The organism is Cypionkella sp. TWP1-2-1b2, assembly GCF_049896245.1.
Lineage (GTDB): Bacteria > Pseudomonadota > Alphaproteobacteria > Rhodobacterales > Rhodobacteraceae > Cypionkella.
Genome location: NZ_JAFCTX010000003.1, coordinates 131,049 through 153,263, shown reverse-complemented (window position 1 = coordinate 153,263; position 22,215 = coordinate 131,049). Strand labels below are relative to the sequence as shown.

Below are 22,215 nucleotides of genomic sequence, written 5' to 3'. Positions count from 1 at the left end.
GGGGGTCTGGTTACTCCGCCGCCGCCCGGCGTGGTGTAAGCAGGTCTTTAAGGTAATGCCCGGTGTGGCTGTGCGCGGCCTTTGCGATGGCCTCCGGCGTGCCGACAGCGACGATCTGCCCGCCGCCATCGCCACCCTCTGGGCCAATGTCGATCACCCAATCAGCAGTTTTCACCACATCAAGGTTGTGCTCAATCACCACCACTGTATTGCCCTGATCGACCAATTCATGCAGCACTTCCAACAGCTTGCGCACATCTTCAAAGTGCAGGCCGGTGGTTGGCTCATCCAGAATATACAAGGTGCGTCCGGTGGCGCGGCGGGACAGCTCTTTCGAGAGCTTGACCCGTTGCGCTTCGCCGCCCGACAAAGTCGTCGCCTGCTGGCCGACCTTGATATAGCCAAGGCCAACCTGACACAGCGCATCCATCTTTTCGCGGATGCTCGGCACGGCTTGGAAAAACACCTGCGCATCTTCACATGTCATATCAAGAACATCGGCTATGCTCTTGTTTTTGAATTTAACTTCCAAAGTCTCACGATTATAGCGATGGCCCTTGCAGGTCTCACAAGTGACGTAAACATCGGGCAGGAAGTTCATCTCAATCTTCAAAACGCCGTCGCCTTGGCACGCCTCACAGCGGCCGCCTTTGACGTTAAAGCTGAACCGCCCCGGCAGATAGCCGCGCGCCTTGGCTTCGGGCAGCCCGGCAAACCAATCACGGATCGGGGTAAATGCGCCTGTGTAGGTCGCAGGGTTAGAGCGCGGCGTGCGACCGATGGCGCGCTGGTCGATGTCGATGACCTTATCGAGATGCTCAAACCCCTTGATTGTCTCACAGGGTGCCGGCGTTTCATGCGCGCCATTGAGGCGGGTGGCGGCAGTCTTGAACAGGGTTTCAATGGTCAGAGTCGATTTGCCGCCGCCCGAAACCCCGGTGACGCAGACGAACATGCCCAGCGGAAATTCGGCGGTGACGTTCTTGAGGTTGTTGCCGGTAGCGCCTACGACGGTCAGTTTCTTGCCACTGCCCTTGCGGCGGGTTTTCGGAACCCTGACCTCACGCGCACCGGAAAGATACTGTCCGGTCAGGCTGTTAGGGTCAGCGGCCACCTGTTCTGGCGTGCCGTGGCTGACGACAAATCCACCATGCACCCCGGCCCCCGGCCCCATGTCAAACACGTAGTCGGCCTCGCGGATCGCATCTTCGTCATGCTCCACCACCAGCACGGTATTGCCCGCATCGCGCAGGTTTTTCAGCGTGGTCAGCAGGCGGTCATTGTCGCGTTGATGCAGGCCGATGGAGGGTTCATCAAGCACATAGAGCACACCTGTGAGGCCGGAGCCGATCTGAGAGGCCAAGCGAATTCGCTGGGATTCCCCGCCTGAAAGCGTGCCTGCGTTGCGCGACAGCGTCAGGTAGTTCAGCCCGACATTTACCAGGAAACCCAGACGCTCGCGAATTTCTTTCAGGATCGCCTTGGCGATTTCGTTCTTTTGCTTGGTCAGATGTTCGGGCGCGGCACTGATCCAATCATGCGCTTCCGAGATCGACATCTGCACCACCTGCCCCGCATGCAGACCGCCGATTTTTACCGCGAGCGCTTCGGGTTTCAGACGGTAGCCACCGCAGGCACCGCAGGGGCGGTTGTTCTGAAATCGCTCCATCTCCTCGCGGCTCCACGAGCTGTCGGTCTCGCGGTAGCGGCGTTCCATATTGGGGATGACGCCTTCGAACACGCGGGAAACTTGGTAAACCCGACCGCCTTCGTCATAACGGAACAGGATCTCATCGCCACCCGAGCCGCGCAGGAACACCTGTTTGACGTTCTCGGGTAAGTCTTTCCATTTGGTTTTCTTATCAAAGCCATAGTGCTTTGAGATCGCCTCGATGGTCTGAGTGAAATACGGGCTTTTTGACTTTGACCACGGCGCGATGGCTCCGCCCAACAGGGTTAGCGACTGGTCGGGGACGACAAGGCGCTCGTCGAAAAACAACTCCATTCCCAAGCCATCGCAGACCGGACAAGCGCCGTAGGGGGCGTTGAAGGAAAACAGCCGGGGTTCGATCTCGGCGATGGTGAAACCCGAAACCGGACAGGCGAATTTCTCGGAATAGGTGATGCGCTGCGGATCGCCTTCGCCCTCGGCAGGGGCGGTTTCAATCACCGCAATGCCATCGGCAAGGTTCAAAGCGGTGCGGAAACTGTCGGCGAGGCGGGTTTCCAAGCCCTCGCGCACCACGATACGATCCACCACCACGTCGATATTGTGGCGGAATTTCTTGTCGAGAACGGGCGGCTCCTCCAATTCGTAGAACTCACCGTTTACCTTAATGCGCTGGAAGCCCTGCTTGCGCAGGTCGATAAATTCTTTCTTATATTCGCCTTTGCGGTCGCGGATGATCGGGGCAAGCAGATACGCGCGGCTGCCTTCCGGCATCGCCATCACCGCATCAACCATATCCTGCACCTGCATCGCGGTGATCGGCAGACCCGTGGCGGGGCTGAACGGCGTGCCAACGCGGGCGAACAACAGGCGGAGGTAATCGTAAATCTCGGTCACGGTGCCGACGGTTGAGCGTGGGTTTTTCGAGGTGGTTTTCTGCTCGATGGAAATCGCAGGCGACAGGCCGCTGATGTGATCCACATCCGGTTTGCCAGCCATATCAAGGAATTGCCGCGCATAGGCCGACAGGCTTTCGACATAGCGCCGCTGGCCTTCGGCATAGATCGTATCGAACGCAAGGCTGGATTTACCCGAGCCAGACAGCCCGGTGATCACCACGAACTGATCGCGCGGAATGTCCACATCGACGTTTTTCAGGTTATGCTCGCGCGCGCCGCGCACTTCGATGAACTTATGTTCGGCCATGACCCACCCCATTCGACGTCACATAGATAGGGTGAATGTGGTGAGTCTCCAACTGCAAAATGTGAACGAAGTGTGAACAATCGGCGAGATGCAGCATATTTTATTGGGTTAACGCGGAAGATTAAGCCTGCGACGGGCCTGCCAAGCGTGGATCGCGATGCCTAAGGCGGAAAAACCGATCAGGAACAGCGCAAACCCGGTGGCCCCGGCCTGTGCGAGGATCAGTGCCAGTAGCGGCGTGCCGGTGGTGGTGCCAAGATTGCCAAGTTGCGCAATCGCCCCCGCGCCGCGCGCACGATCCTCGGCGCTGGGGTTGATTTGGGCAAGGCTGGCGAAACTCGCGCCCTGCACAACGCCCAAAGCGGCGGCCAGTAACAAGGCAAATGCGGCTTCAGGCGCGCCCTGCCCCCATGTCGCCCATAGGCCCAGGCTGGCGAACATGGCCACTGCGAAACCCGCTTGCACAAGGCGGAAGGCGGGGATTTTTGATAGCAGCCAGACGCCGAGGGTCAGCGAGACGGTGATCGACACCAAGGGCATGAACACACCGATGAACGGACCCCAACCGAGGGTAACGGCGGCGGGCAGCAGGGTAAGGACAGCCACGTAAGTCACTGTATAACATACGAAACCCATCGCGGGTGCTGCGATATAGGGCGAGGCGTAGATTGCTGCGTGCTGTGCCAACAGGTTGCCTTGGCCCGGTGTTGGGCGATGTTGCGGGTCTGGCGGCAGCAGTGCAAACATGGCGGCAAAGCACAGCAGCATCCAGACGCCGTGCAGTTGAAACAATGCTCCGGGGCCATGCAATGCAATCAAGCCGGGCGCGAAATAGGCCAATGCCGCATAAGTCACGCCGAAAAACGACGACCACAGCGTCATCGCCAAGCCCTGATGCCGCGCCGATGTCACGCCCGCAATCGCGGTGGGGCCAACGACCACGATGGTCAAATGCGACACACCTTCGAGCACGCGGGTCAGCATCATCAGCGGATAGCTGGGGAAACTGGATTGAATCAGGCTGACGACAGCGCCCAAAGCCAATGCGGACAGGATGGCACGGCGCGGGCCGACTTTTGCCACCAGCAGGCCCGCCGTGGTGCCGAAAATCAGCCCGACGATGCCGACAATGGACACCATCAGGCCGATGCCGACACCTGCATGGGCAGCGTATGTGGTCTGCAGCGTTTGATAGAGAACGGAAATCTTACCGAACTGCGCCGCCGCGCCTAATCCCGCCGCCCAAAGTGCGAGAACGGTTAAAACGGCGCGCATGGGTCATCCTCTGTGCTCAAATATCCTCAGGGGGTTAGTCACATTGGCCTTGGCCAATGTGACCTAGGCAAAGCCGAGGGGGGCGGAAGCCCCCCTGATTTTTCGCAGCAAAGCGCCTTACATATGCAGGGCGCGACCGTAGGCGTCGAGCACGGATTCATGCATCATTTCCGACAAAGTGGGATGCGGGAACACGGTATTCATCAGGTCTTCCTCGGTACTCTCAAGGCCCCGCGCCACGACATAGCCTTGGATCAACTCGGTCACTTCGGCCCCGATCATGTGGGCGCCCAGCATCTCGCCGGTTTTGGCATCAAAGATGGTTTTGATGAAGCCCTCAGCCTCACCCAAAGCAATCGCCTTGCCGTTGCCGATGAAGGGAAAGCGACCGACTTTGATCTCGAACCCGGCCTCTTTGGCTTTGGCTTCGGTCAGGCCAACGCTTGCCACTTGTGGGTAGCAATAGGTGCAGCCGGCGATGGAGTTCGGCTTGATCGGATGCGGATGTTTGCCTGCGATCAGTTCGGCCACCATAACGCCTTCATGGCTGGCCTTGTGGGCCAACCACGGCGCGCCCGCGATGTCGCCGATGGCATACAGACCAGCGACCCCGGTGCGGCAGAATTCATCGGTCACCACATGGGTGCGGTCGATTTTGACGCCCAAGGCTTCAAGCCCAAGGTTTTCGATGTTACCGATGATGCCAACCGCCGAGATCACGGTGTCAAATTCTTGGGTGGTGGTGCCTTTGGCGTCTTCCAGATGGGCGACGACTTTGTCGGGTGAGCGATCCAGCTTCTTCACGGTGGTTTTTTCGAGGATCTTCATGCCTTGTTTGACGAAGGCCTTTTTCGCGAAGGCGCTGACTTCGGCATCCTCAACAGGCAGCACGCGGTCCATCACCTCGACCACAGTGGTATCCGCGCCCAAGGTATTGAAGAAGCTGGCGAATTCGATGCCGATGGCACCAGAGCCAATCACCAGCAGCTTTTTCGGCATGCGTTTGGGTTGCAAGGCGTGGCGGTAGGTCCAGACCAAATCGCCGTCGGCCTCCAGCCCCGGCAGTTCGCGGGCGCGCGCGCCTGTGGCGAGGATGATGGATTTGGCGGTCAACTCATCACTGCCTTTGTCGGTTTTCACCGTGACAGTTCCGGCTTTCGGTAGGGTTGCCGCCCCCATGAACACGGTGACTTTGTTCTTCTTCATCAGATGGCCGATGCCGCCCGACAGTTGTTTCGCCACACCGCGCGAGCGGGCGACGACGGCGTTCAGATCGAAATCCAGACCGGTCACCGACAGGCCAAATTCCTTGGCGCGGTGCATCAGGTGGAAAACTTCCGCCGAGCGCAGCAGGGCTTTGGTCGGGATACAGCCCCAGTTCAGGCAGATGCCGCCGAGGTTTTCACGCTCGATAATCGCCACCTTCAGCCCCAGCTGGCTGGCCCTGATAGCGGCGACATAGCCCCCCGGACCTGCGCCGATTACGATCACGTCGAATGTTTGAGCAGCCATCTTTCCCTCCTCAGAAAAAGTAGTTTGCCATTAAACTATTTTATAAACCCAAGCAACATTGGCAATGCTGAAGGCCTATGCGTCGCTTGCATGGCTGGCTTTCAGCGCGGTCACAACGGCGGAATAACCGCCAGACTTGAGAAAATCGAGCTCTTCGGCAGTGCTTTCTCGACCCAAAGCTGCGTTGCGGTTTGGAAAACGCCCCAGCCGCGATATGATTTCACGATGCGCTTGCGCGTGAAGAGCCATTTCGGGGTCAGAGGCCAAGCGCGCTGTCATCAGTTCAACCGCGCGATCTTGATCGGCCATGTCTTCGGAATGTTCAAATGGCATGTAGAAAAATTGCCGTTCGGGTTCGGGGGCGTCCAAATCCCAGCCCTCAGCGACCGCCTTTTTCGCGGCGGCCAGTGCCTGCGGGTCGGTGGCGAAAGCCTTTTCGGTGTCGCGGTGCATATTGCGTGCGAATTGGTCGCAAAGGATCAGATAGGCCAAGGTGCCGACGGTGCCTTCGACCCAATGCTCCAGCCCGCCATCGAAAGCCGCTTGCCAGATTTCGGCGAAGCGGTCGCGGATGCTGCCATCAATTTCATCGCCGCCCGCATACCAGCTGTCAGGGCCGATTTCACCCAGCCAGAAGTCGAGAATCTCAATCGGATCAGACATAAGCATCCCTCTTTGCAGCAAGGTGGCAGGTTCGCAAGGTCGCCGCAACCGCTTTGGAAGCCGTCAGCGGCGTGGTTCTTCCTGCTCTTGCAGCACTGCATCCACCGCCAACGCCGACGCGGTCGGCGACAGGCCGGCGTAAGTGTTGGTTTGCACCGGGGCCACCCGCTTGGTCATCCGATAGCCAGCATAGCCTGCAAGGGCGGCAAAGAAGCCGCCGATGATCAGGAAATAGCCTTTGGGCCCGATTGCGCTCATCAACCAGCCTGCCAGCAAGGGGCCAAAGATTGCGCCAAAGCCGTTGAGGAAGATCAGACCGGCGGATGCACCGGGCATATCTTCTTTGCTAAGGTAGTCATTGGTGTGCGCAATCAGCAATGAATAGAGCGGGTTGATGATACCGCCCAGCAGGGCTGCCACCAGCACCTCCAGCGTGAACGGCAAGGGCACGGCAGCGGCGACGGCCATCACCACAGCCCCGGCGGTAGCCATCCACAGGATCAGAACGCGGCGGTCGGCGCGGTCAGACAGCCAGCCGACCGGGTATTGCAGCACAAGGCCGCCGACATACATCGCCGCCACAAAGATCGCGATCTGGCCGATGGTCATCGCCGACATGGCACCATAGACCGAGGCCATGCCGAACATCGCAGCGAACACACCGCCTGTCAGCAGCATCCCGGCGCACCCGAGCGGTGAGGTGCGGAACAGTTGCGCAAAGCTCATGCGTTTGATGGTGTCAAAGGTGGGCGCGGGGGTGTCGGCGAGCAGGATCGGCATGAACGCCAGCGAGACGAGTACCGAGGGGATGATGAACAGCCCGAAACCGCTGGGATCGCCCATCGCCAAAAGCCCCTGCGAAGCGATGATGCCCAGCATCTGTACGATCATATAGGCCGACAAAGCCTGACCACGGGTTTCATTGCTGGCGGTGTTGTTCAGCCAGCTTTCGGCGGTGACATAGATGCCCGAGAAACAAAACCCGATCAGCACCCGCATCACCGCCCAGGCCTGCCAATCCAGCATCAAGGGATACAGCACCAGCACCGCGGAAATCATCGACCCCAAGGCGGAAAACACCCTGACATGGCCGACGCGGCGGATCATTTCGGGAGCCATGCGGGAGCCGCCAAGGAAACCGAGGAAATAGGCCGACATCACGATGGAAAGCTCGAAGGTGCTGAACCCCTCCAGCGCACCCCGGATGCCCAACAGCGAGCCTTGCACGCCATTGCCGACCATCAGCAACATGACGCCCAGCAAGAGGGGCCAGGATTGGGCGAGGACTTTCAACATGAGGCGCTCCGGTTTCGGCGGCAAGGTAGCATGGTAAAGCTTACCGCGTGATATATTTGCGACGGGGTGGGCGATGTAGGGCGGGGTTCACCCCGCCGCAAGTTATGGGATCAGCAAAGACGCATCGCCGTAGGAGAAGAAACGATACTGATGGGCCACGGCATGGGCATAGATCCGGTCTATCCGCGCCTTGCCCATCAACGCCGAGACCAGCATCAGCAGCGTCGATTTCGGCAGATGGAAATTGGTCATCAGCGCATCAGTGACGCGGAAGCGGTAGCCGGGATAGATGAAAATGTCGGTGGTGCCTTCCCACGCCTCAACCCGGCCCGACACTGCCGCCGATTCGATCAGGCGCAGAGCGGTGGTGCCGACCGGGATGATGCGGCCGCCACTGGCTTTGGTGGCGTTGATCTCGGCGGCCGCCCCGGGGCTGACTTGGCCCCATTCGGCGTGCATTTTGTGGGTGGTGACGTCCTCGACCTTGACCGGCAGGAAAGTGCCTGCGCCGACATGCAGGGTGACTTCGGTGAACGCCACACCTTTCGCCGCTAAAGCTGCCAGCAGGTCGGCGTCGAAATGCAGGCTGGCGGTGGGGGCAGCGACGGCCCCGGCATGGCGGGCGAAGACGGTTTGGTAATCGGTGTTGTCTTGCGCATCGGCGGGGCGTTTGGCGGCGATATAGGGCGGCAGTGGCATCGCACCTGCGGCGTTCAGGGCGGTGTCGAAGTCATCGCCGGTCAGGTTGAATTCCAGCCGCAGATCGGACTCAGACTTGGCGGCGACAGTTGCGGAAAGCTGATCGGAAAACCGGATCATCTCACCCACGTTGACCTTGCGCAGGGGTTTGGCAAGCGCGCGCCAGCCTTGTGCTTGGGGTTCCAGCAGGGTGATTTCCACCTTGGCCACCGCCTCGCCGCGCTGTCTGTGCCCGAACAGACGCGCCGGGATCACGCGGGTGTTGTTCAGCACCAAACGATCACCGGGGCAGAAGATGTCGATCAGATCAGCCACATGCAGGTCCGTGATCTGATCACCTTGCGCCAGCAGCAATCGCGCCGCCGTGCGCGGGCGCGCCGGGCGGGTAGCGATCAGCGCCCCGGGCAGATCAAAGTCAAAATCCGACAGCTTCATCCGCCACTTCCTTCTGTGCCTTTGGAGCCTATCACCGGTGCGGGGCTGCGGAAAATCTCGCGGAACATCCCCGGCGTCAAGATCGACAGCGGGTTTACGCTGACCTGCGGATCGGCCGCCGTGCCGCTGAGTGCATAATTGAAGCCGAACAGCCCCTCTCCGCGCTTGGTCAACACAGATCCAATGCCGTTCAGCAGATAGATCGGCGAGATCGTGCCCTGCATGAACAACTCGGCACTGGCGCTTTTGTAGACGCCCGCCATTGAGACGCCCAAGGAGGCACCGATCGCCGAGCCGTGATGCACCTGTATTGCATTGGGGGTCAGCAGGAAGGCGGCCTCGACATTGCTGAACAACAGCCCCGCGCCGTTCAGCTGCTCAAGGATGCCAACCACCGAGATGGCGTTCAACAGTTCTGCCAGAACATTGGTGTTGCGCACCCGCAGCGATCCCATGGTGACAATGCCGTCATAGCTGCCCGCCTCGGGGCGAGGTTGCAGCGTCAGATCCAAAGACCCGCCACGCGCCGATGCGAAAATGCCAGCCGCCGCCATCACCGCCCCCGCATCATCCGACAACAGCCGCACCGCCGTGCCGTTGCGGGCAGGCACCACCGTGCCTTTCACCTGCGCTTTACCATTGACCGCGGCGATGAAATTGCCGTTCAAGCCGCCTGTCAGCGAGAAATCACCCCGGAAGCTGTTCAAAGCGATGCTCTGCGACACCTGCAAACGATCCAGCCGCAGCGAAAGCGGGCTGCCGCCGGATTTGCCGCTGGATTTACGCGCAGAGGCAGGCGGCATCCGGCGCATATCGACCGATCCCCCCGTCACCGCGAGGCCCACCGATTTGCCCTGCCCGCGTCCGCGAATTTCCACCGGCGCATCGAGCCAATCGCCCAAGCGCACCCGGTTAAACTTTGCCACATCCAAGCCGCCCCCGGCTTTCATCGTCACCGACCCAGTGGCATCCAGACCGCTGGCTTTCAGGCTGATGCTTTCCACCAGAGGCGGCTTGCCCAAGCGGACTTCGGCACTCAACTGGCCCTTGGCGGCTTTCGGCTTGGTCCAACCGACCTCGGGGATGGTCAGACCTATATTGGCCAGATCGGACACCAGCGACAGATGCCCCGGCTGGCCGCGCACCAGATCAATCTTTACCTGTCCCCGGCCCTGCCCCGAAACCATGCCATCGGGCAGGCCAAGGCCAAATTCGGCGGCGGTTTTCTGTGACAGCGTGACAGCGCCTTCGATCCGAGCCTTACCCTTCTGGTCCAGCGCGAAGCCTTGGCGGTAGCTCACGTCAAATGGCACAGCCCCAATCTGCCCCGGCCCGGCGATGGTCAGGCCGGTGGTGTCTGCCGAAACCGTAAGGCTGTCGGCGGTGATCTTGCGCCCCGGCACCACCGTGTCTGAGGAAAAGTCAGAAACCGTGCCAACCACCTGATATTGCACATCTTTCAGCGCAATTTTCTTTTGCAGTGGCATTTTCAGATGCGTCTCAATCGCCGCACTGCCCTGCCCCAAAGTCACCGGCTGATCGGCCTTTGACATGAAGTGAAACGGCGGCTGATCCAGCAGCGACAAAGCGGCGGTCAGGCTGGACTGGGTTTTCAGGGTGATTTCGGCTGTCGCGGGGCGCTTGGTCACATCGGGGATGGCAAACACCGAACCCGCGACATTGATATCGCCGCCCTCGGGTGGGGTCACCGTGCCGTTGGAAAGCACCATCGTGTAGGTCTGGCCATCAACCGAAGCATAGCCATCGCCCGCCTTGATCGGCGGCAAAGTCGCCAGAAACCGCACATCGGCATCGTTGAAGTTATAGCCCAGATGCAGGCGCGGCGCCGCCCCCGGCTCGATCCTCAACGCCGCGCGCACCTCGGTCAGTGAGCCGCTGAGCACGTTCTTATCGACCCAAAGCCGGGTGTTTGGCAGCAGCGTCACTGGCCACAGCGCGACCAGCCGATCATGCTGGATCTCATTCAGCGCCAGATCAATCGCCGCGCGCCAGCCCTGTTGATCGGCACCGATCTTACCGGAAGCCGTCAGCCGCCGCCCGGCTTCGGTCAGCGCCAACTGACCAATCTCGACCGAGAACGGCTGCAAGCGCATCCGGGTGTCCAGTGCGCCATGGCTGAACTCGACCGGCTCTTGGAACAGGCCCTGAGGGTCGAGCGTCACTTGGCTGAACTCCAGCTGGGTGAGATAGGCATCCGGCACCTCACGCGCCAAAGCGCCGATGATGCGGCTGCCATCGGCGCGGATCATGTAGCTGTGGCCCGAGGCTTTCACCCGCAATGTCGGGCTTTGCACCGAAAGCGCTGTCAGATCCATCCGGCCTTGGTCGGGCACGAAACGCATCGCCATGCTGGCGCTGTCAAAGGCGATCGGGCGGGCTTCCGGGCTGGGCTGCAGCGCACCCTTGCCGAAGCTTAAGCTGGCCTCCAGTGCCGAGATGCCTTCGGCGCGCAGGGTGGTGTGAATCTCGCCCGAAATCGGCGCATCGAGCAGACCGGCCCACGCGAAAGGGGCGGCAAGGGCGGCGACATCCTTGGCCGCTACCCCCTCAATCTGCGCCGAAATCCGGGCTTGATCGTCGCTCTTTTGTGACACGATGGTCAGCACCGCGCGCGCAGGCGTCGCACTGCTGATCAGCGACAGGCTGACCTCTGCCGCGACTTCCGTGGCGCGATTTTCCAGCCGCATGCGGCCATCGCCCAGATCAAACTGCCGACCCGAGCTTTGGTCTTGCAGCGTCAGAGTCAGCGCCTCGGCTTCAATCGTTGTCAGATGGGCTGCGGCGGGGCTGGCAAAGGCCCGGTCCACCGCGTCAAACAGTTCCGGCAGGCTGCGGATTTTCGGCTGCATTTCAGTGCCGCCCAGCGAGAGATCAAAATTGCCGTCGCGGTCACGGGTGATCTGCAGATGCGCTCCGACCAATTTCAGGCTGCGGGTGCGAATCTGGCCTTGCAGAAGCGCCGAAGGGTCCAGCGTCAGGCGCAGATCAGGCAAGGTCAGCAAGGCTTGGCCGTTGGCTTTCAGCAACCGCAGATCGTCAAGCCGCAGGCGTGGCACCCAATCTTCAACAGTGATCTCAACCCCGCCAATGGCGATGGCGGCTTCCGGCAGGGCTTTGGCAATCGCTGTGTTGGCCCGCTGTTCGATCTCGGCCACAACCCAAGTTGGCATCGGGATCGGTTTGCCGGACAGGCCCAAGATTGCAAAGATGATGCCGAAAATCAGCGCAAGGCAGAACAGCCGTGCGCCAAGGCCGGTGCGGTGGCGTTTTTTGGGTTTTTTGGCCGGAGAATCAGCCGGGGTGGGTGCAACTGGCGGCGCATCCGACACAACAGAAGCATGGCCCGGATCTGGGGCTGCCTCACTCTGCTGATCGGTCGTCATCGCTGCCGCTGCCTTTCCCAATGCCGACCGATACCGCCAATGCGGGTGCTGGCCGTTCCTTCGCTGGGGCTTGCCTTTATCTTTGCCCAAAGGCAACTAGATCGCAAAGGGTTGATATTCAAATAGCAAGGAGCCGCGCATGATAACCTCAGGCCAAACCGCCCCCGATTTTATCCTGCCGCGCGATGGCGGTGGCAGCGTTACGTTGTCTGCTTTGCGCCCCGGCACGGTGGTGCTGTATTTTTACCCGAAAGACGACACGCCGGGTTGCACGCTGGAAGCGCAGGATTTCAACGCGCGTTTGGCGGATTTCACTGCTGCGGGCTGCACGGTGATCGGGATTTCCAAGGATTCGGTGAAGGCGCATGACAAGTTCTGCAAAAAGCACGGGCTGTCGATTGTGCTGGCGTCAGATGAGGCCGGGACCACCTGCGAAGACTACGGCGTTTGGCTGGAAAAAAGCATGTACGGCAAGACCTATATGGGGATCGAGCGCACCACGGTGCTGATCGACGGTACGGGTCAGGTGGCGCAGGTCTGGAACAAGGTTTCGGTCAAGGGTCATGCGGAGGCGGTTTTGGCGGCGGTGCGCGCACTTTGACGCTATCGCTGGCAGAGATGGCGGTCGAGGTGCTGACAACCGCTGACGGGCGCGCGAAAACTGCTTTGTCGCATAAACATGCGGCCAGTTGGCGCGTGGCGCGGGCGGCGGGTGCGCCTTTGACCGTAGGGCAAGCCACCCCCCCGCAGCGCCCTGCCCGCCCCGAAAAGCCCGATCTGCTGGACCCGCGCGAGGTGCCGCGCCGCCGCCCCGGCTCGCCTTTGGGCCGCATCGCCTTGCTGCATGCGGTGGCGCATATTGAACTCAACGCGGTTGATCTGCATTGGGACATCATCGCGCGGTTCACCGACACTTCGATGCCTTTGGGATTCTACGACGATTGGGTGCAGGCGGCGGATGACGAATCCAAGCATTTCAATCTGTTGTGCGATTGTCTGGAGGCGATGGGCAGCCATTATGGCGCGATGCCCGCCCATGCCTTCATGTGGCAGGCCGCCGAAGATACCGCCGCTGATCTCTTAGGCCGCCTTGCCGTGGTGCCAATGGTGCTGGAAGCGCGCGGCCTGGATGTTACGCCGGGGATGATCGCTTTGTTCACCCAAGCCCGCGAAACCCAAGTCATCGCCGCGCTGAATACGATCTATGCCGAGGAAGTGGCACACGTGGCCTATGGCTCGAAGTGGTTCAACTGGCTCTGTGGCCGTGCCGGGGACGATCCGAAAGAGATATTCCACAGCCTTGTGCGCAAATACTTCCACGGCAATCTGAAGCCGCCGTTCAACGAAGAAAAGCGCGCCGAAGCCGGAATACCGCCCGATTTCTACTGGCCTCTGGTCGATCAGGCTTAAGATTTATCGGCGGAATCCCGCCGATCTTGGCGAGTTTCCGCCCCGGTTCCCAGCGCTTTGGTCAAATTTGTTGCGACTGGGCCATGCGCTGGCTAATCAGGCAGCAGCCCGGCAAATGGGCAACCCATCGCCCTCTGCGCCTAAAGAACCGGAACATGCCGCTGTGCTGACACGCTTCACCTATCGGATTCACACCACTTTGGAGCGGTATCTGCCGGAACAACGGTTGTTCCTGAAATCTGATACCGAGACGCGCTTCATTCGGCTGCGGCCAAGCACGCAAGCGATCGCTGTGGTGTTCGGCTCGCTGGCTTTGGCTTGGACGATACTGGCGACCGCGATCCTGCTGCTCGATTCGATTTCGGCGGGCACTTCGCGGCAGCAAGTGGCGCGCCAGCAGGCGCTTTACGAACAACGCTTGAACGATCTTTCTGCCGACCGCGATCTGCGCGCGGACGAGGCGGCTTCGGCGCAGGGGCGGTTCAATCTGGCTCTTGCACAGGTGTCCCAGATGCAGGCACGACTACTCGCCTCGGAAGATCGCCGGCGTGAGTTGGAAACCGGCATCGACGTGATCCAGAACACCCTGCGCGGCGTGATCAAGGAACGCGATTCTGCACGCGATCAGGTGGCCTCTTTGTCCACCGCCCCCACGGCGGGCCGGACGGAGGCAGAAAAGCTGGCGGATGCCGATGCCACGCTTGAAATGATGACCGCCAGCTTGGGCGAAACCGCACAAGCCCGCGATGTGATGCAGACCGAGGCCGAGAAAGCCGATGCCCGCACCGCCAAGGTGACCCAAGAAAAACAACAGATTGAGACCCGTAACGACGCGATTTTCGCGCAGTTGGAACAGGCGATGAATGTCTCGGTTGAGCCCTTGGACAAGATGTTCCGCGCCGCTGGCCTTTCGCCGGATGATCTGCTGTCAGCGGTGCGCAAAGGCTATAGTGGCCAAGGTGGGCCGCTGACGCCGATTTCGCTGTCGACCTCGGGGCAAGCGGCGTCGATGGATGAACTTCGCGCCAATGCGATCCTGAAAAGCCTTGATAACATGAATATGTACCGCATCGCCGCTTTCAAAGCGCCGTTCGGGATGCCGGTGAAAACCGCTGTGCGCTATACTTCGGGCTTTGGCGGGCGTGATGATCCCTTAGGCCGTGGCCTGCGGATGCATGAGGGCCAGGATTTGGCGGGCGATTACGGTGCGCCAATTTATTCCACCGCTGACGGCGTTGTGACTTTTGCGGGCTGGTCAAACGGTTATGGTCGTCTGATCAAGGTCCAGCACGCCTTTGGCATCGAGACCCGCTACGGCCATCTTTCGCAGATCAGGGTGGAAGTCGGCCAAAAGGTATCGCGCGGCGACCGGATCGGTGATATGGGCAACTCGGGCCGCTCTACTGGCACACATCTGCACTACGAGATCCGCATCGGTGGATCTGCGATAAATCCGATGACCTTCATAAAGGCAGCGACCAATGTTTTCTAAAAGCCGCATCAACGAACCGGGCCCCAAGGCTGGCGAGAGCGATAAACCCAAAGCCCCGGAGGCCCCTGTGAGCAAACCTTCAATGGAATTTACCCCTTCGGCACCGAAGGGCAAGGTGGCTGCCTCTGTGCTGTCCGCCGATCTGACCGTCGTGGGCAATCTGCGCACCACCGGCGATATTCAGGTCGAAGGCACGGTTGAAGGCGATATCCGCGCGCATCTGCTGACCGTTGGCGAAACCGCCACCATTCGCGGTGAGATCGTGGCGGATGATATCGTCGTCAATGGCCGGGTGATTGGCCGGGTGCGGGGCTTGAAAGTGCGCCTGACCTCGACCGCCAAGGTGGAAGGCGACATCATCCACAAGACCATCGCTATCGAGAGCGGCGCGCATTTTGAAGGCTCGGTGCAGCGTCAGGATGATCCTTTGTCAACAGGCCGCGCAGCAGCCCCGGCCAGCCGGATCGTGCAAGCTCCGGCCTCCAGCGAAGACTCCTAAGCTCTCGCACAAGTGTCTGAGATGGAAATGACCGCACGGGCATCGGGGGAAACCCTGGTGCCCGTTGTCATTTGTGCTCCCGAGCGTCGACAGGCGATTTTATGGGCGGCGATTTTGGCCTCGTCGATGGGGTTTATCGACTCGTCGGTGACGGCCAATGCGCTGCCCGCGATGCGCGCGTCTTTGGCGGCAAGCTTGCCGCAAGCGCAGTGGTTCAGCGGGATTTATCTGTTGGCGCTGACCTCACTGATCTTGGTCGGCGGCGCGTTGGGCGATCGCTTTGGTACCGCGCGCGGCTTTGGCTTGGGGATCATTCTGTTCGTGGTCAGCTCGTTAGGCTGCGCTTTGGCTGTAAGCCCCGTGGGCATGATCGTGGCGCGGGGCTTGCAAGGCGTGGCGGCGGCGCTGATGGTGCCGGGCTCGATGGCGATCATTGGCCGGGCGTTTCCGCGTGAAGAACGTGGCGCGGCACTGGGGCTCTGGGCAGCGGCGTCCATTGCCACCGCCTCGGCAGGGCCTATCTTGGCGGGGCTGTGTCTGATGGTTGATCCGGTGGCCGGGTGGCGCTGGATTTTCGCGCTGAACCTGCCGCTGGGTGGAATTTCGCTGTGGCTGCTGGCGCGGTTTGCCTATGCCGACAAGGGCCGCCCCGGCGTGCCGATTGATTATGTTGGGGCTGGTTTGGCGACGCTGGGATTCGGGTTGGTGGCGTATGGGTTGAGCGCCGAGACCGGGGAATCTTTGGCGCTGATGGGCTTGGGCTTTGCGGTTCTTGCGGGGTTCTTATTTTGGGAGGTGTACTGCCCTGCCCCGATGATCCGGCTGAGCATATTCCGGGTGCGACGCTTTTCCACCATCAACCTCGCCACCTTCCTGCTCTATTTCGCCGTCACCGGCATCGGGTTTTACCTGCCTATGACCGCCGTGTCGGCTTGGGGTGCGGATGCATTGGCGATGGTGGCGGCCTTCCTGCCAGGGGCACTGATGATTGCCACCCTGTCGACCCGCATGGGCAAGCTGGCGGATCGGCTTGGCCCGGCGCGGTTCTTGGTCGGCGGCGCGATCTTGGTGGCTTTGGCGCAAGCCGGCTTGGCGATCACCGCGCATGAAGCGTTGTATTGGACCCGTGCCGTGCCGCTGATGTGGCTGTCGGGGTTTGGCATGGCGCTGCTGGTGGCCCCATTGACCACCGTGGTGATGACCTCGGCGAGCGACGCCGATCAGGGCGCGGCTTCGGGGATCAACAATGCGGTTGCACGGGCCGCAAGCCTTTTGGCGATTGCCTTGATGGGGCGGATGGCGGCTGCGGGTTATGGCGCGGTAGGGGCGGATACGCCGGGGTTTGGCGTTATTGCCAGCGGTGCTGCGCATATCGCGGCGACAAGTTTGGGCTTTGCGCATATCGCGGCCTTGGCGGCGGCTGCTTCGCTCGCGTCGGCTTTGGTGTCAGCTTGGGGTCTTCGAGCGCGGCGCTAGAACCGCGGAGGCTTTCCCACGAGGGAGTGATTTGTGTTTTTCGACAAAATGGGCACTGCTTTACACTATATGTAGTAGAAAAAGCACCAATCGCTGCGGATTAGTCTTCAGCGTTGGCCTCAGCACGACTTTTGCCTGCCACATCCATCGCCAAGGTCGCCGCCATGAATTTGTCCAGATCGCCGTCCAGCACGCCGCCGGTATCGCTGGTCTCGTGGCCGGTGCGCAGGTCTTTCACCATTTGATACGGCTGCAAGACGTAAGAGCGGATCTGGTTGCCCCAGCCCGCATCGCCCTTGGCATCGTGCTGCGCGTTTATGGATGCGTTGCGCTTGTCCAACTCGACCTGATACAGCCGCGAGCGCAAAGCGTTCATGCAGGCTTCGCGGTTCTGGTGCTGCGATTTCATCGAGCTTGTCACCACGATATTGGTCGGCAAGTGGGTGATCCGCACCGCCGAGTCGGTGGTGTTGACGTGCTGACCGCCTGCGCCGGAAGACCGGTAAGTGTCGATGCGGATGTCACGGTCGGGAATGTCGATCTCGATATTGTCATCGACCACCGGATAGACCCAAACCGAGGCAAACGAGGTTTGCCGCTTGTCCGCCGAGCCATAAGGGCTGATCCGCACCAAGCGGTGCACGCCGGATTCGGATTTCAACCAGCCGTAAGCGTTCAGCCCGGAAATCTTATAACCCGCCGATTTGATGCCGGTTTCGTCGCCAGCACTTTCCGACTGCAATTCAACCTTATAGCCTTTTTTCTCGGCCCAGCGAATATACATCCGCGCGAGCATACTGGCCCAGTCACAAGACTCTGTCCCGCCCGCGCCTGCGTTGATCTCCAGGAACGTGTCATTGCCATCCGCTTCACCATTCAGCAAAGCCTCCAGCTCCTTCGCGCCCGACAGGTCCACCAGCGCTTTCAGTGCCTCCTCGGCCTCGGTGATGATTTCCTCATCGCCTTCGGATTCACCCAGTTCAATCAACTCGACATTGTCGCGCAAGCCGGACTCGATCAGGCGGTAGGTTGACATCTGGTCCAACAGACCCTGCCGCGCACGCATCAGTTTTTGTGCGCGGGCGGGGTCATTCCACAGATCGGGAGCCTCGATCATTGCGTCGAATTCTTCCAGCCGATGCGCAGCCGTCTCCCAATCCATCCGCTGCCCGAGCAGTCGCAGAGATTTGGTGATGGCATCGACATTATATTGCGTCTCGGTGCGCATGGCGGAGTCCTTAACAGATCGGTGTTTGGCGGCGGTGATAGCGTGGCAAAGCCCTGTCAGCAAGCGCCGCTAATACAGCCCGCCTGAGGACAGCGTGCCGAAATTCGCCTTCTTCGGCACCGATTTCTGCTGGCCATCCGAGGTGGTCAGCGTATCCGAGCCGCCAACATCGCTTTCGCCATTGGCAAACAGCGGCAGGTTCGAGCCCATCGCAAAGCCACCGTCGATGATTTCGCCCAATGCAAACAAAGGCTCCTCGCCCTCGCGGAAGTATTCAGCGACCACATTGGCGCCCGAGGCATCGGGACCCAGCAATGCACCCGTAAAGCGGTCGATATTCTGGAAATACCCTCCCGGTGGCACTTTGAACGTGGTGCCACCCCGGCGCTTCACCACTTCTTTCATGAATTCCTGAAAGATCGGCACGCACAGAGTGCCGCCAAACGCCCCCGGACCCAAGGTGCGCGGCTGATCAAAACCCATATAGCAGCCCGCCACGGTGTTGGAGGTGTAGCCGATGAACCACACATCCTTCGCGTCATTGGTGGTGCCGGTCTTGCCCGCCACCGGAACCGGCAGCTTGACCCCGGTGCCAGAGCCGCGCTGGATCACGCCCTGCATCATCGAGGTCAGCTGATAGGCGGTGATCGCATCCATCACCCGTTCGCGGTTGCTGTCGATTTTTACGCCGTCACCTTTCGGCAGACGCGGCGAGTTGCAATCCTCGCATTTGCGCTGATCGTGGCGGTAGATCGTCTTGCCGTAGCGGTCTTGCACGCGGTCAACCAGCGTCGGCTCCACCCGCTCGCCGCCATTGGCGAACATCGCATAGGCGGCGACCATTTTGTACAAAGTGGTTTCCTGCGCGCCCAAAGCGTTGGCAAGGAACGGCTGCATCGGTTTGTAAACGCCAAACTTCTCGGCATAGCTCGCCACCAGCGGCATACCGATTTCCTGCGCGATCCGCACCGTCATCAGGTTGCGCGATTGCTCGATCCCGGTGCGCATTGGCGTCGGGCCGTAGAATTTGTTGGTGGAGTTCTTCGGCGTCCACAGCCCCTGCGGGGTTTCGACCTCAATCGGCGCATCGACGATGATGGTGGCAGGGGTGAAGCCGGAATCGAGGGCCGCCGCATAAACGAAGGGTTTGAAGCTGGAGCCGGGCTGCCGGGTGGCTTGCGTGGCACGGTTGAATACCGAGGATTGATAGCTGAACCCGCCCTGCATCGCCATCACGCGACCGGTGTTCACGTCCATCGCCATGAAACCGCCCTGCACTTCCGGCACTTGCCGCAGCGACCAACGCACGAATTCATTGGTTTTGTCATCGGTGATCTGGCGCACCAGCACCACATCGCCGACCGCAACCAGATCGGCAGGCACCCGGGCTTTCTTACCCAGCTTACCGCCCTCCAAACGCTTGCGCGCCCAAGTCACATCGGCGGCGGGGATTTCTTGCGTGCCATCAATGCCTTCGATGCCGACCTCGGCAGTGGTTTCGCCCAAAGACAGCACCACGGCGACATGCCAGCCTTCCACATCGCGCGGCATGTCCTTGACCTCGGACAAAGCTTTGCGCCATGCGGTCTCATCGCCCAAAATCTCGGTCGGCAGCACCTTACCCGTGCCACGCCAAACGCGCTGATTGCGGTCGTATTTCTCTAACCCCCGGCGCAGGGCCACGGCGGCGATTTCCTGCAATTCGGGGTCAGCGGTGGCGCGGATCGACAGACCGCCGCCGAAGAATTCTTCCTCGCCAAAGGTGCCCGACAGCTGACGGCGGATTTCGTCGGTGAAGTAATCACGCGGCGGCAGTGCCTCGCGGAACGCCGGATAATCGCCGTTCTGCACCGATTTCAGCGGCTCATCCTTGGCCTCCTTAAAGCTGGCCTCGTCGATATAACCGTTCTGGAACATCTCATTCAGCACATAATTCCGCCGGGTGGTCAGACGCTCTTTCTGCGTCACCGGGTTGTAATCAGACGGCGCTTTCGGCATCGACGCCAAGGTTGCAGCCTCTGCCGGGCTAAGCTGATCCAGCGATTTGTTGAAATAGGTCTGGGCTGCGGCGGCAACACCATAGGAATTTTGCCCAAGGAAAATCTCATTTAAGTAAAGCTCAAGGATCTTATCCTTCGACAAAGTCTGCTCCAGCCTAGATGCCAGAATCAATTCCTTGACCTTACGCTCCACCGACCGCGAGCCATCGAGCAAAAAGTTCTTCATCACCTGCTGGGTGATCGTCGAGGCCCCCCGGGTGTTCTTGCCGCGCGATTTGATCGCATCCCAAGCCGCCGAGATCATACCCTGCACATCATAGCCGCGATGGGTATAGAAATGCTTGTCCTCGGCCGAGATGAACGCATCGCGCACCAGCACCGGAATATCCTCAATCGGCACGAACAAGCGGCGTTCCTTGGCGAATTCGTCGATAATCCGGCCCTCACCCGAGTAAATTCGGCTGATGGTCGGGGGAGAGTAGCGCGCTAGGCTCTCATGGCTCGGCAGGTCCGCCGAATACATCCAGAACACCGCGCCCAAGGTCAGCGCGCCGAACAACAGACCAAGCGTGATCGTCGTGAAAATGCCCCCAAGGAAAGAGCCGATAAACCTGAGCACGCCTGTTATTCCCGTCCCTGCGTCCGGCCCTCTGCCCGCGCACGCGCGCTTATACACGCGGGCGGGCGGAAAGGTCAAAACACTCCGCTGCGATTTTTCAAACCGGGCGAAGTGCTGCCAGTCATCAAGGCTACTTCAGCGGCAAAGCCTGCAAGCCCGCATCCTGCTTCGCCCAAGCTTTCAGCGCCGAAACCAAGGCCTCCGCCATCTTCGCCCGCCATTTCGGATCATCCAGACGTTTCAGATCACGCGCCGACGACAAAAACCCCAGCTCCAGCAAAACCGAGGGAATATCCGCCGATTTCAGCACCGAGAAACTCGCCTGCTGCCTTGGATGGCGGTGCATCTTCAGCCCCTGCGCCTTGATCGCCACCTCCAACGCCATCGCCAAGCGTTCGGTCCGGGGCGAGGTATCGGTGCGCGCCATATCCATCAACACCTCGGCCACCAGATCATCCTGTTGCGAAAGGTCCACCCCCGCCAGCAAATCGTCGCGGTCATGACGTTCCGCCAAAGCCGCCGAAGCCGCATCGCTGGCGTCCGCAGACAGGCTATAAATCGTTGCCCCCACCGCATCGCCCTCGGCAATCGCATCGGCGTGCAGCGACAGGAACACATCCGCACCCGCCTGATGCGCAATCGAAATCCGGGTTTCCAGCGGCACGAACACATCCGCGTCGCGGGTCATTACCACGTCAAAACCGCCATCGCGCAGCAAAGCCTCTTTCAACTCGCGCGCAAATTTCAGCACCAGAGTTTTCTCGTTCTGCCCGTCGCGCTCGGCCCCCGGATCAATGCCGCCATGGCCGGGGTCTAGCACCACCACCAGTTTGCCATCCTGCTTCGGCGCGGCAGGCAGATCAACGGGCTTCGGCAAAGTCCAATCGGCAGGTTCTGGCAACGCCGCCAATGCCGCAAAGGCGGCTCGGGTCGCAGGCTCCAACCGCAGATGCACACCGACCCCACCACTGGTGCGCATCTCGGCAGAAGTCACCTGCATCGGCCCCGCAAGCTCGATCACCAAGCGCGACCAGCCGGGGCGAAACACCCCGGCCCGCAGCGCCACCACCGCGTCGCTCGCCTGCGGCATATCGGCAAGCCTGGTCCAATCAACCTCGCGGAAATCCACCACCAGCCGGGCCGGATCATCCAGCACCCTCACCCGCCACGGCACCGCTTGTGACAGGCCCAGATCAATCTGCACGCCTGATCCCGCATCGACAATCTCAGACGCGTCGGGATTAAATTTCGCCAAACCCGACAGCTGCTGCGCCTCCCCCGGAGAAGCCAGCGCACAGATCACCAAAACAAGACGGAAAAGCGCTTTCATAC

15 protein-coding genes are annotated in these 22,215 nt (G+C 60.6%); 5 read left to right on the top strand and 10 right to left on the bottom strand.

The genetic code is table 11. From position 1 onward, the window contains the following. Positions 1-10: 10 nt before the first annotated feature. The 7 genes from uvrA to ACP7AP_RS02875 form a co-directional block, all read right to left on the bottom strand. Positions 11-2,875, bottom strand: a complete 2,865-nt coding sequence (gene uvrA / locus ACP7AP_RS02905; RefSeq protein WP_426032038.1) for an excinuclease ABC subunit UvrA — start codon at positions 2,873-2,875, stop codon at positions 11-13. A gap of 108 nt (positions 2,876-2,983) precedes the next feature. Then, positions 2,984-4,150: an MFS transporter gene (locus ACP7AP_RS02900; protein WP_426032036.1), complete on the bottom strand. Its 1,167-nt coding sequence runs from the start codon at positions 4,148-4,150 to the stop codon at positions 2,984-2,986. 117 nt (positions 4,151-4,267) lie between these two features. After that, the gene (gene lpdA / locus ACP7AP_RS02895; protein ID WP_426032034.1) at positions 4,268-5,662 is read right to left on the bottom strand and encodes a dihydrolipoyl dehydrogenase; all 1,395 of its coding nucleotides are present in this window, start codon (positions 5,660-5,662) and stop codon (positions 4,268-4,270) included. Between the two features lie 75 nt (positions 5,663-5,737). Beyond that, positions 5,738-6,325, bottom strand: a complete 588-nt coding sequence (locus ACP7AP_RS02890) for a DUF924 family protein (protein WP_426032032.1) — start codon at positions 6,323-6,325, stop codon at positions 5,738-5,740. Between the two features lie 63 nt (positions 6,326-6,388). Further along, positions 6,389-7,621 carry an MFS transporter gene (locus ACP7AP_RS02885; RefSeq protein WP_426032030.1) on the bottom strand — a complete coding sequence of 411 codons (1,233 nt, stop codon included), beginning with the start codon at positions 7,619-7,621 and terminating at the stop codon, positions 6,389-6,391. 102 nt (positions 7,622-7,723) lie between these two features. After that, positions 7,724-8,755, bottom strand: a complete 1,032-nt coding sequence (gene queA, locus ACP7AP_RS02880) for a tRNA preQ1(34) S-adenosylmethionine ribosyltransferase-isomerase QueA (RefSeq protein ID WP_426032028.1) — start codon at positions 8,753-8,755, stop codon at positions 7,724-7,726. Continuing rightward, positions 8,752-12,159: a DUF3971 domain-containing protein gene (locus ACP7AP_RS02875; RefSeq protein WP_426032026.1), complete on the bottom strand. Its 3,408-nt coding sequence runs from the start codon at positions 12,157-12,159 to the stop codon at positions 8,752-8,754. Before ACP7AP_RS02875 ends, queA begins: the two co-directional genes overlap by 4 nt. Positions 12,160-12,298: 139 nt before the next feature. Between ACP7AP_RS02875 and ACP7AP_RS02870 the strand changes: the two genes are divergently transcribed. From ACP7AP_RS02870 to ACP7AP_RS02850, 5 genes are all read left to right on the top strand, one after another. Then, entirely contained in the window at positions 12,299-12,760 is a 462-nt protein-coding gene (locus ACP7AP_RS02870) for a peroxiredoxin (RefSeq protein ID WP_426032024.1), read from the top strand. Between the two features lie 17 nt (positions 12,761-12,777). Next, positions 12,778-13,569 carry a ferritin-like domain-containing protein gene (locus ACP7AP_RS02865; RefSeq protein WP_426032123.1) on the top strand — a complete coding sequence of 264 codons (792 nt, stop codon included), beginning with the start codon at positions 12,778-12,780 and terminating at the stop codon, positions 13,567-13,569. A 163-nt stretch (positions 13,570-13,732) separates the two neighbouring features. After that, entirely contained in the window at positions 13,733-15,061 is a 1,329-nt protein-coding gene (locus ACP7AP_RS02860; protein WP_426032121.1) for a DUF5930 domain-containing protein, read from the top strand. Beyond that, positions 15,051-15,560: a bactofilin family protein gene (locus ACP7AP_RS02855; protein WP_426032022.1), complete on the top strand. Its 510-nt coding sequence runs from the start codon at positions 15,051-15,053 to the stop codon at positions 15,558-15,560. The genes ACP7AP_RS02860 and ACP7AP_RS02855 overlap by 11 nt, the downstream gene beginning before the upstream one ends. Positions 15,561-15,587: 27 nt before the next feature. Further along, complete coding sequence (locus ACP7AP_RS02850) at positions 15,588-17,036, top strand: MFS transporter (RefSeq protein ID WP_426032020.1); 1,449 nt, start codon at positions 15,588-15,590, stop codon at positions 17,034-17,036. Between the two features lie 100 nt (positions 17,037-17,136). Here ACP7AP_RS02850 and prfB read toward each other — a convergent pair whose 3' ends face one another. The 3 genes from prfB to ACP7AP_RS02835 form a co-directional block, all read right to left on the bottom strand. Then, entirely contained in the window at positions 17,137-18,264 is a 1,128-nt protein-coding gene (prfB, locus tag ACP7AP_RS02845) for a peptide chain release factor 2 (RefSeq protein WP_426032018.1), read from the bottom strand. Between the two features lie 69 nt (positions 18,265-18,333). After that, entirely contained in the window at positions 18,334-20,883 is a 2,550-nt protein-coding gene (locus ACP7AP_RS02840; RefSeq protein WP_426032016.1) for a penicillin-binding protein 1A, read from the bottom strand. 130 nt (positions 20,884-21,013) lie between these two features. Further along, the gene (locus ACP7AP_RS02835; RefSeq protein WP_426032014.1) at positions 21,014-22,213 is read right to left on the bottom strand and encodes an N-acetylmuramoyl-L-alanine amidase; all 1,200 of its coding nucleotides are present in this window, start codon (positions 22,211-22,213) and stop codon (positions 21,014-21,016) included. Between the last annotated feature and the right edge of the window lie 2 nt (positions 22,214-22,215).

Coding starts and splice junctions, on each gene's coding strand:
- uvrA (WP_426032038.1), bottom strand. CDS start 2,875: ATGGCCGAACATAAGTTCATCGAAGTGCGCGGCGCGCGCGAGCATAAC.
- ACP7AP_RS02900 (WP_426032036.1), bottom strand. CDS start 4,150: ATGCGCGCCGTTTTAACCGTTCTCGCACTTTGGGCGGCGGGATTAGGC.
- lpdA (WP_426032034.1), bottom strand. CDS start 5,662: ATGGCTGCTCAAACATTCGACGTGATCGTAATCGGCGCAGGTCCGGGG.
- ACP7AP_RS02890 (WP_426032032.1), bottom strand. CDS start 6,325: ATGTCTGATCCGATTGAGATTCTCGACTTCTGGCTGGGTGAAATCGGC.
- ACP7AP_RS02885 (WP_426032030.1), bottom strand. CDS start 7,621: ATGTTGAAAGTCCTCGCCCAATCCTGGCCCCTCTTGCTGGGCGTCATG.
- queA (WP_426032028.1), bottom strand. CDS start 8,755: ATGAAGCTGTCGGATTTTGACTTTGATCTGCCCGGGGCGCTGATCGCT.
- ACP7AP_RS02875 (WP_426032026.1), bottom strand. CDS start 12,159: ATGACGACCGATCAGCAGAGTGAGGCAGCCCCAGATCCGGGCCATGCT.
- ACP7AP_RS02870 (WP_426032024.1), top strand. CDS start 12,299: ATGATAACCTCAGGCCAAACCGCCCCCGATTTTATCCTGCCGCGCGAT.
- ACP7AP_RS02865 (WP_426032123.1), top strand. CDS start 12,778: ATGGCGGTCGAGGTGCTGACAACCGCTGACGGGCGCGCGAAAACTGCT.
- ACP7AP_RS02855 (WP_426032022.1), top strand. CDS start 15,051: ATGTTTTCTAAAAGCCGCATCAACGAACCGGGCCCCAAGGCTGGCGAG.
- ACP7AP_RS02850 (WP_426032020.1), top strand. CDS start 15,588: ATGACCGCACGGGCATCGGGGGAAACCCTGGTGCCCGTTGTCATTTGT.
- prfB (WP_426032018.1), bottom strand. CDS start 18,264: ATGCGCACCGAGACGCAATATAATGTCGATGCCATCACCAAATCTCTG.
- ACP7AP_RS02835 (WP_426032014.1), bottom strand. CDS start 22,213: ATGAAAGCGCTTTTCCGTCTTGTTTTGGTGATCTGTGCGCTGGCTTCT.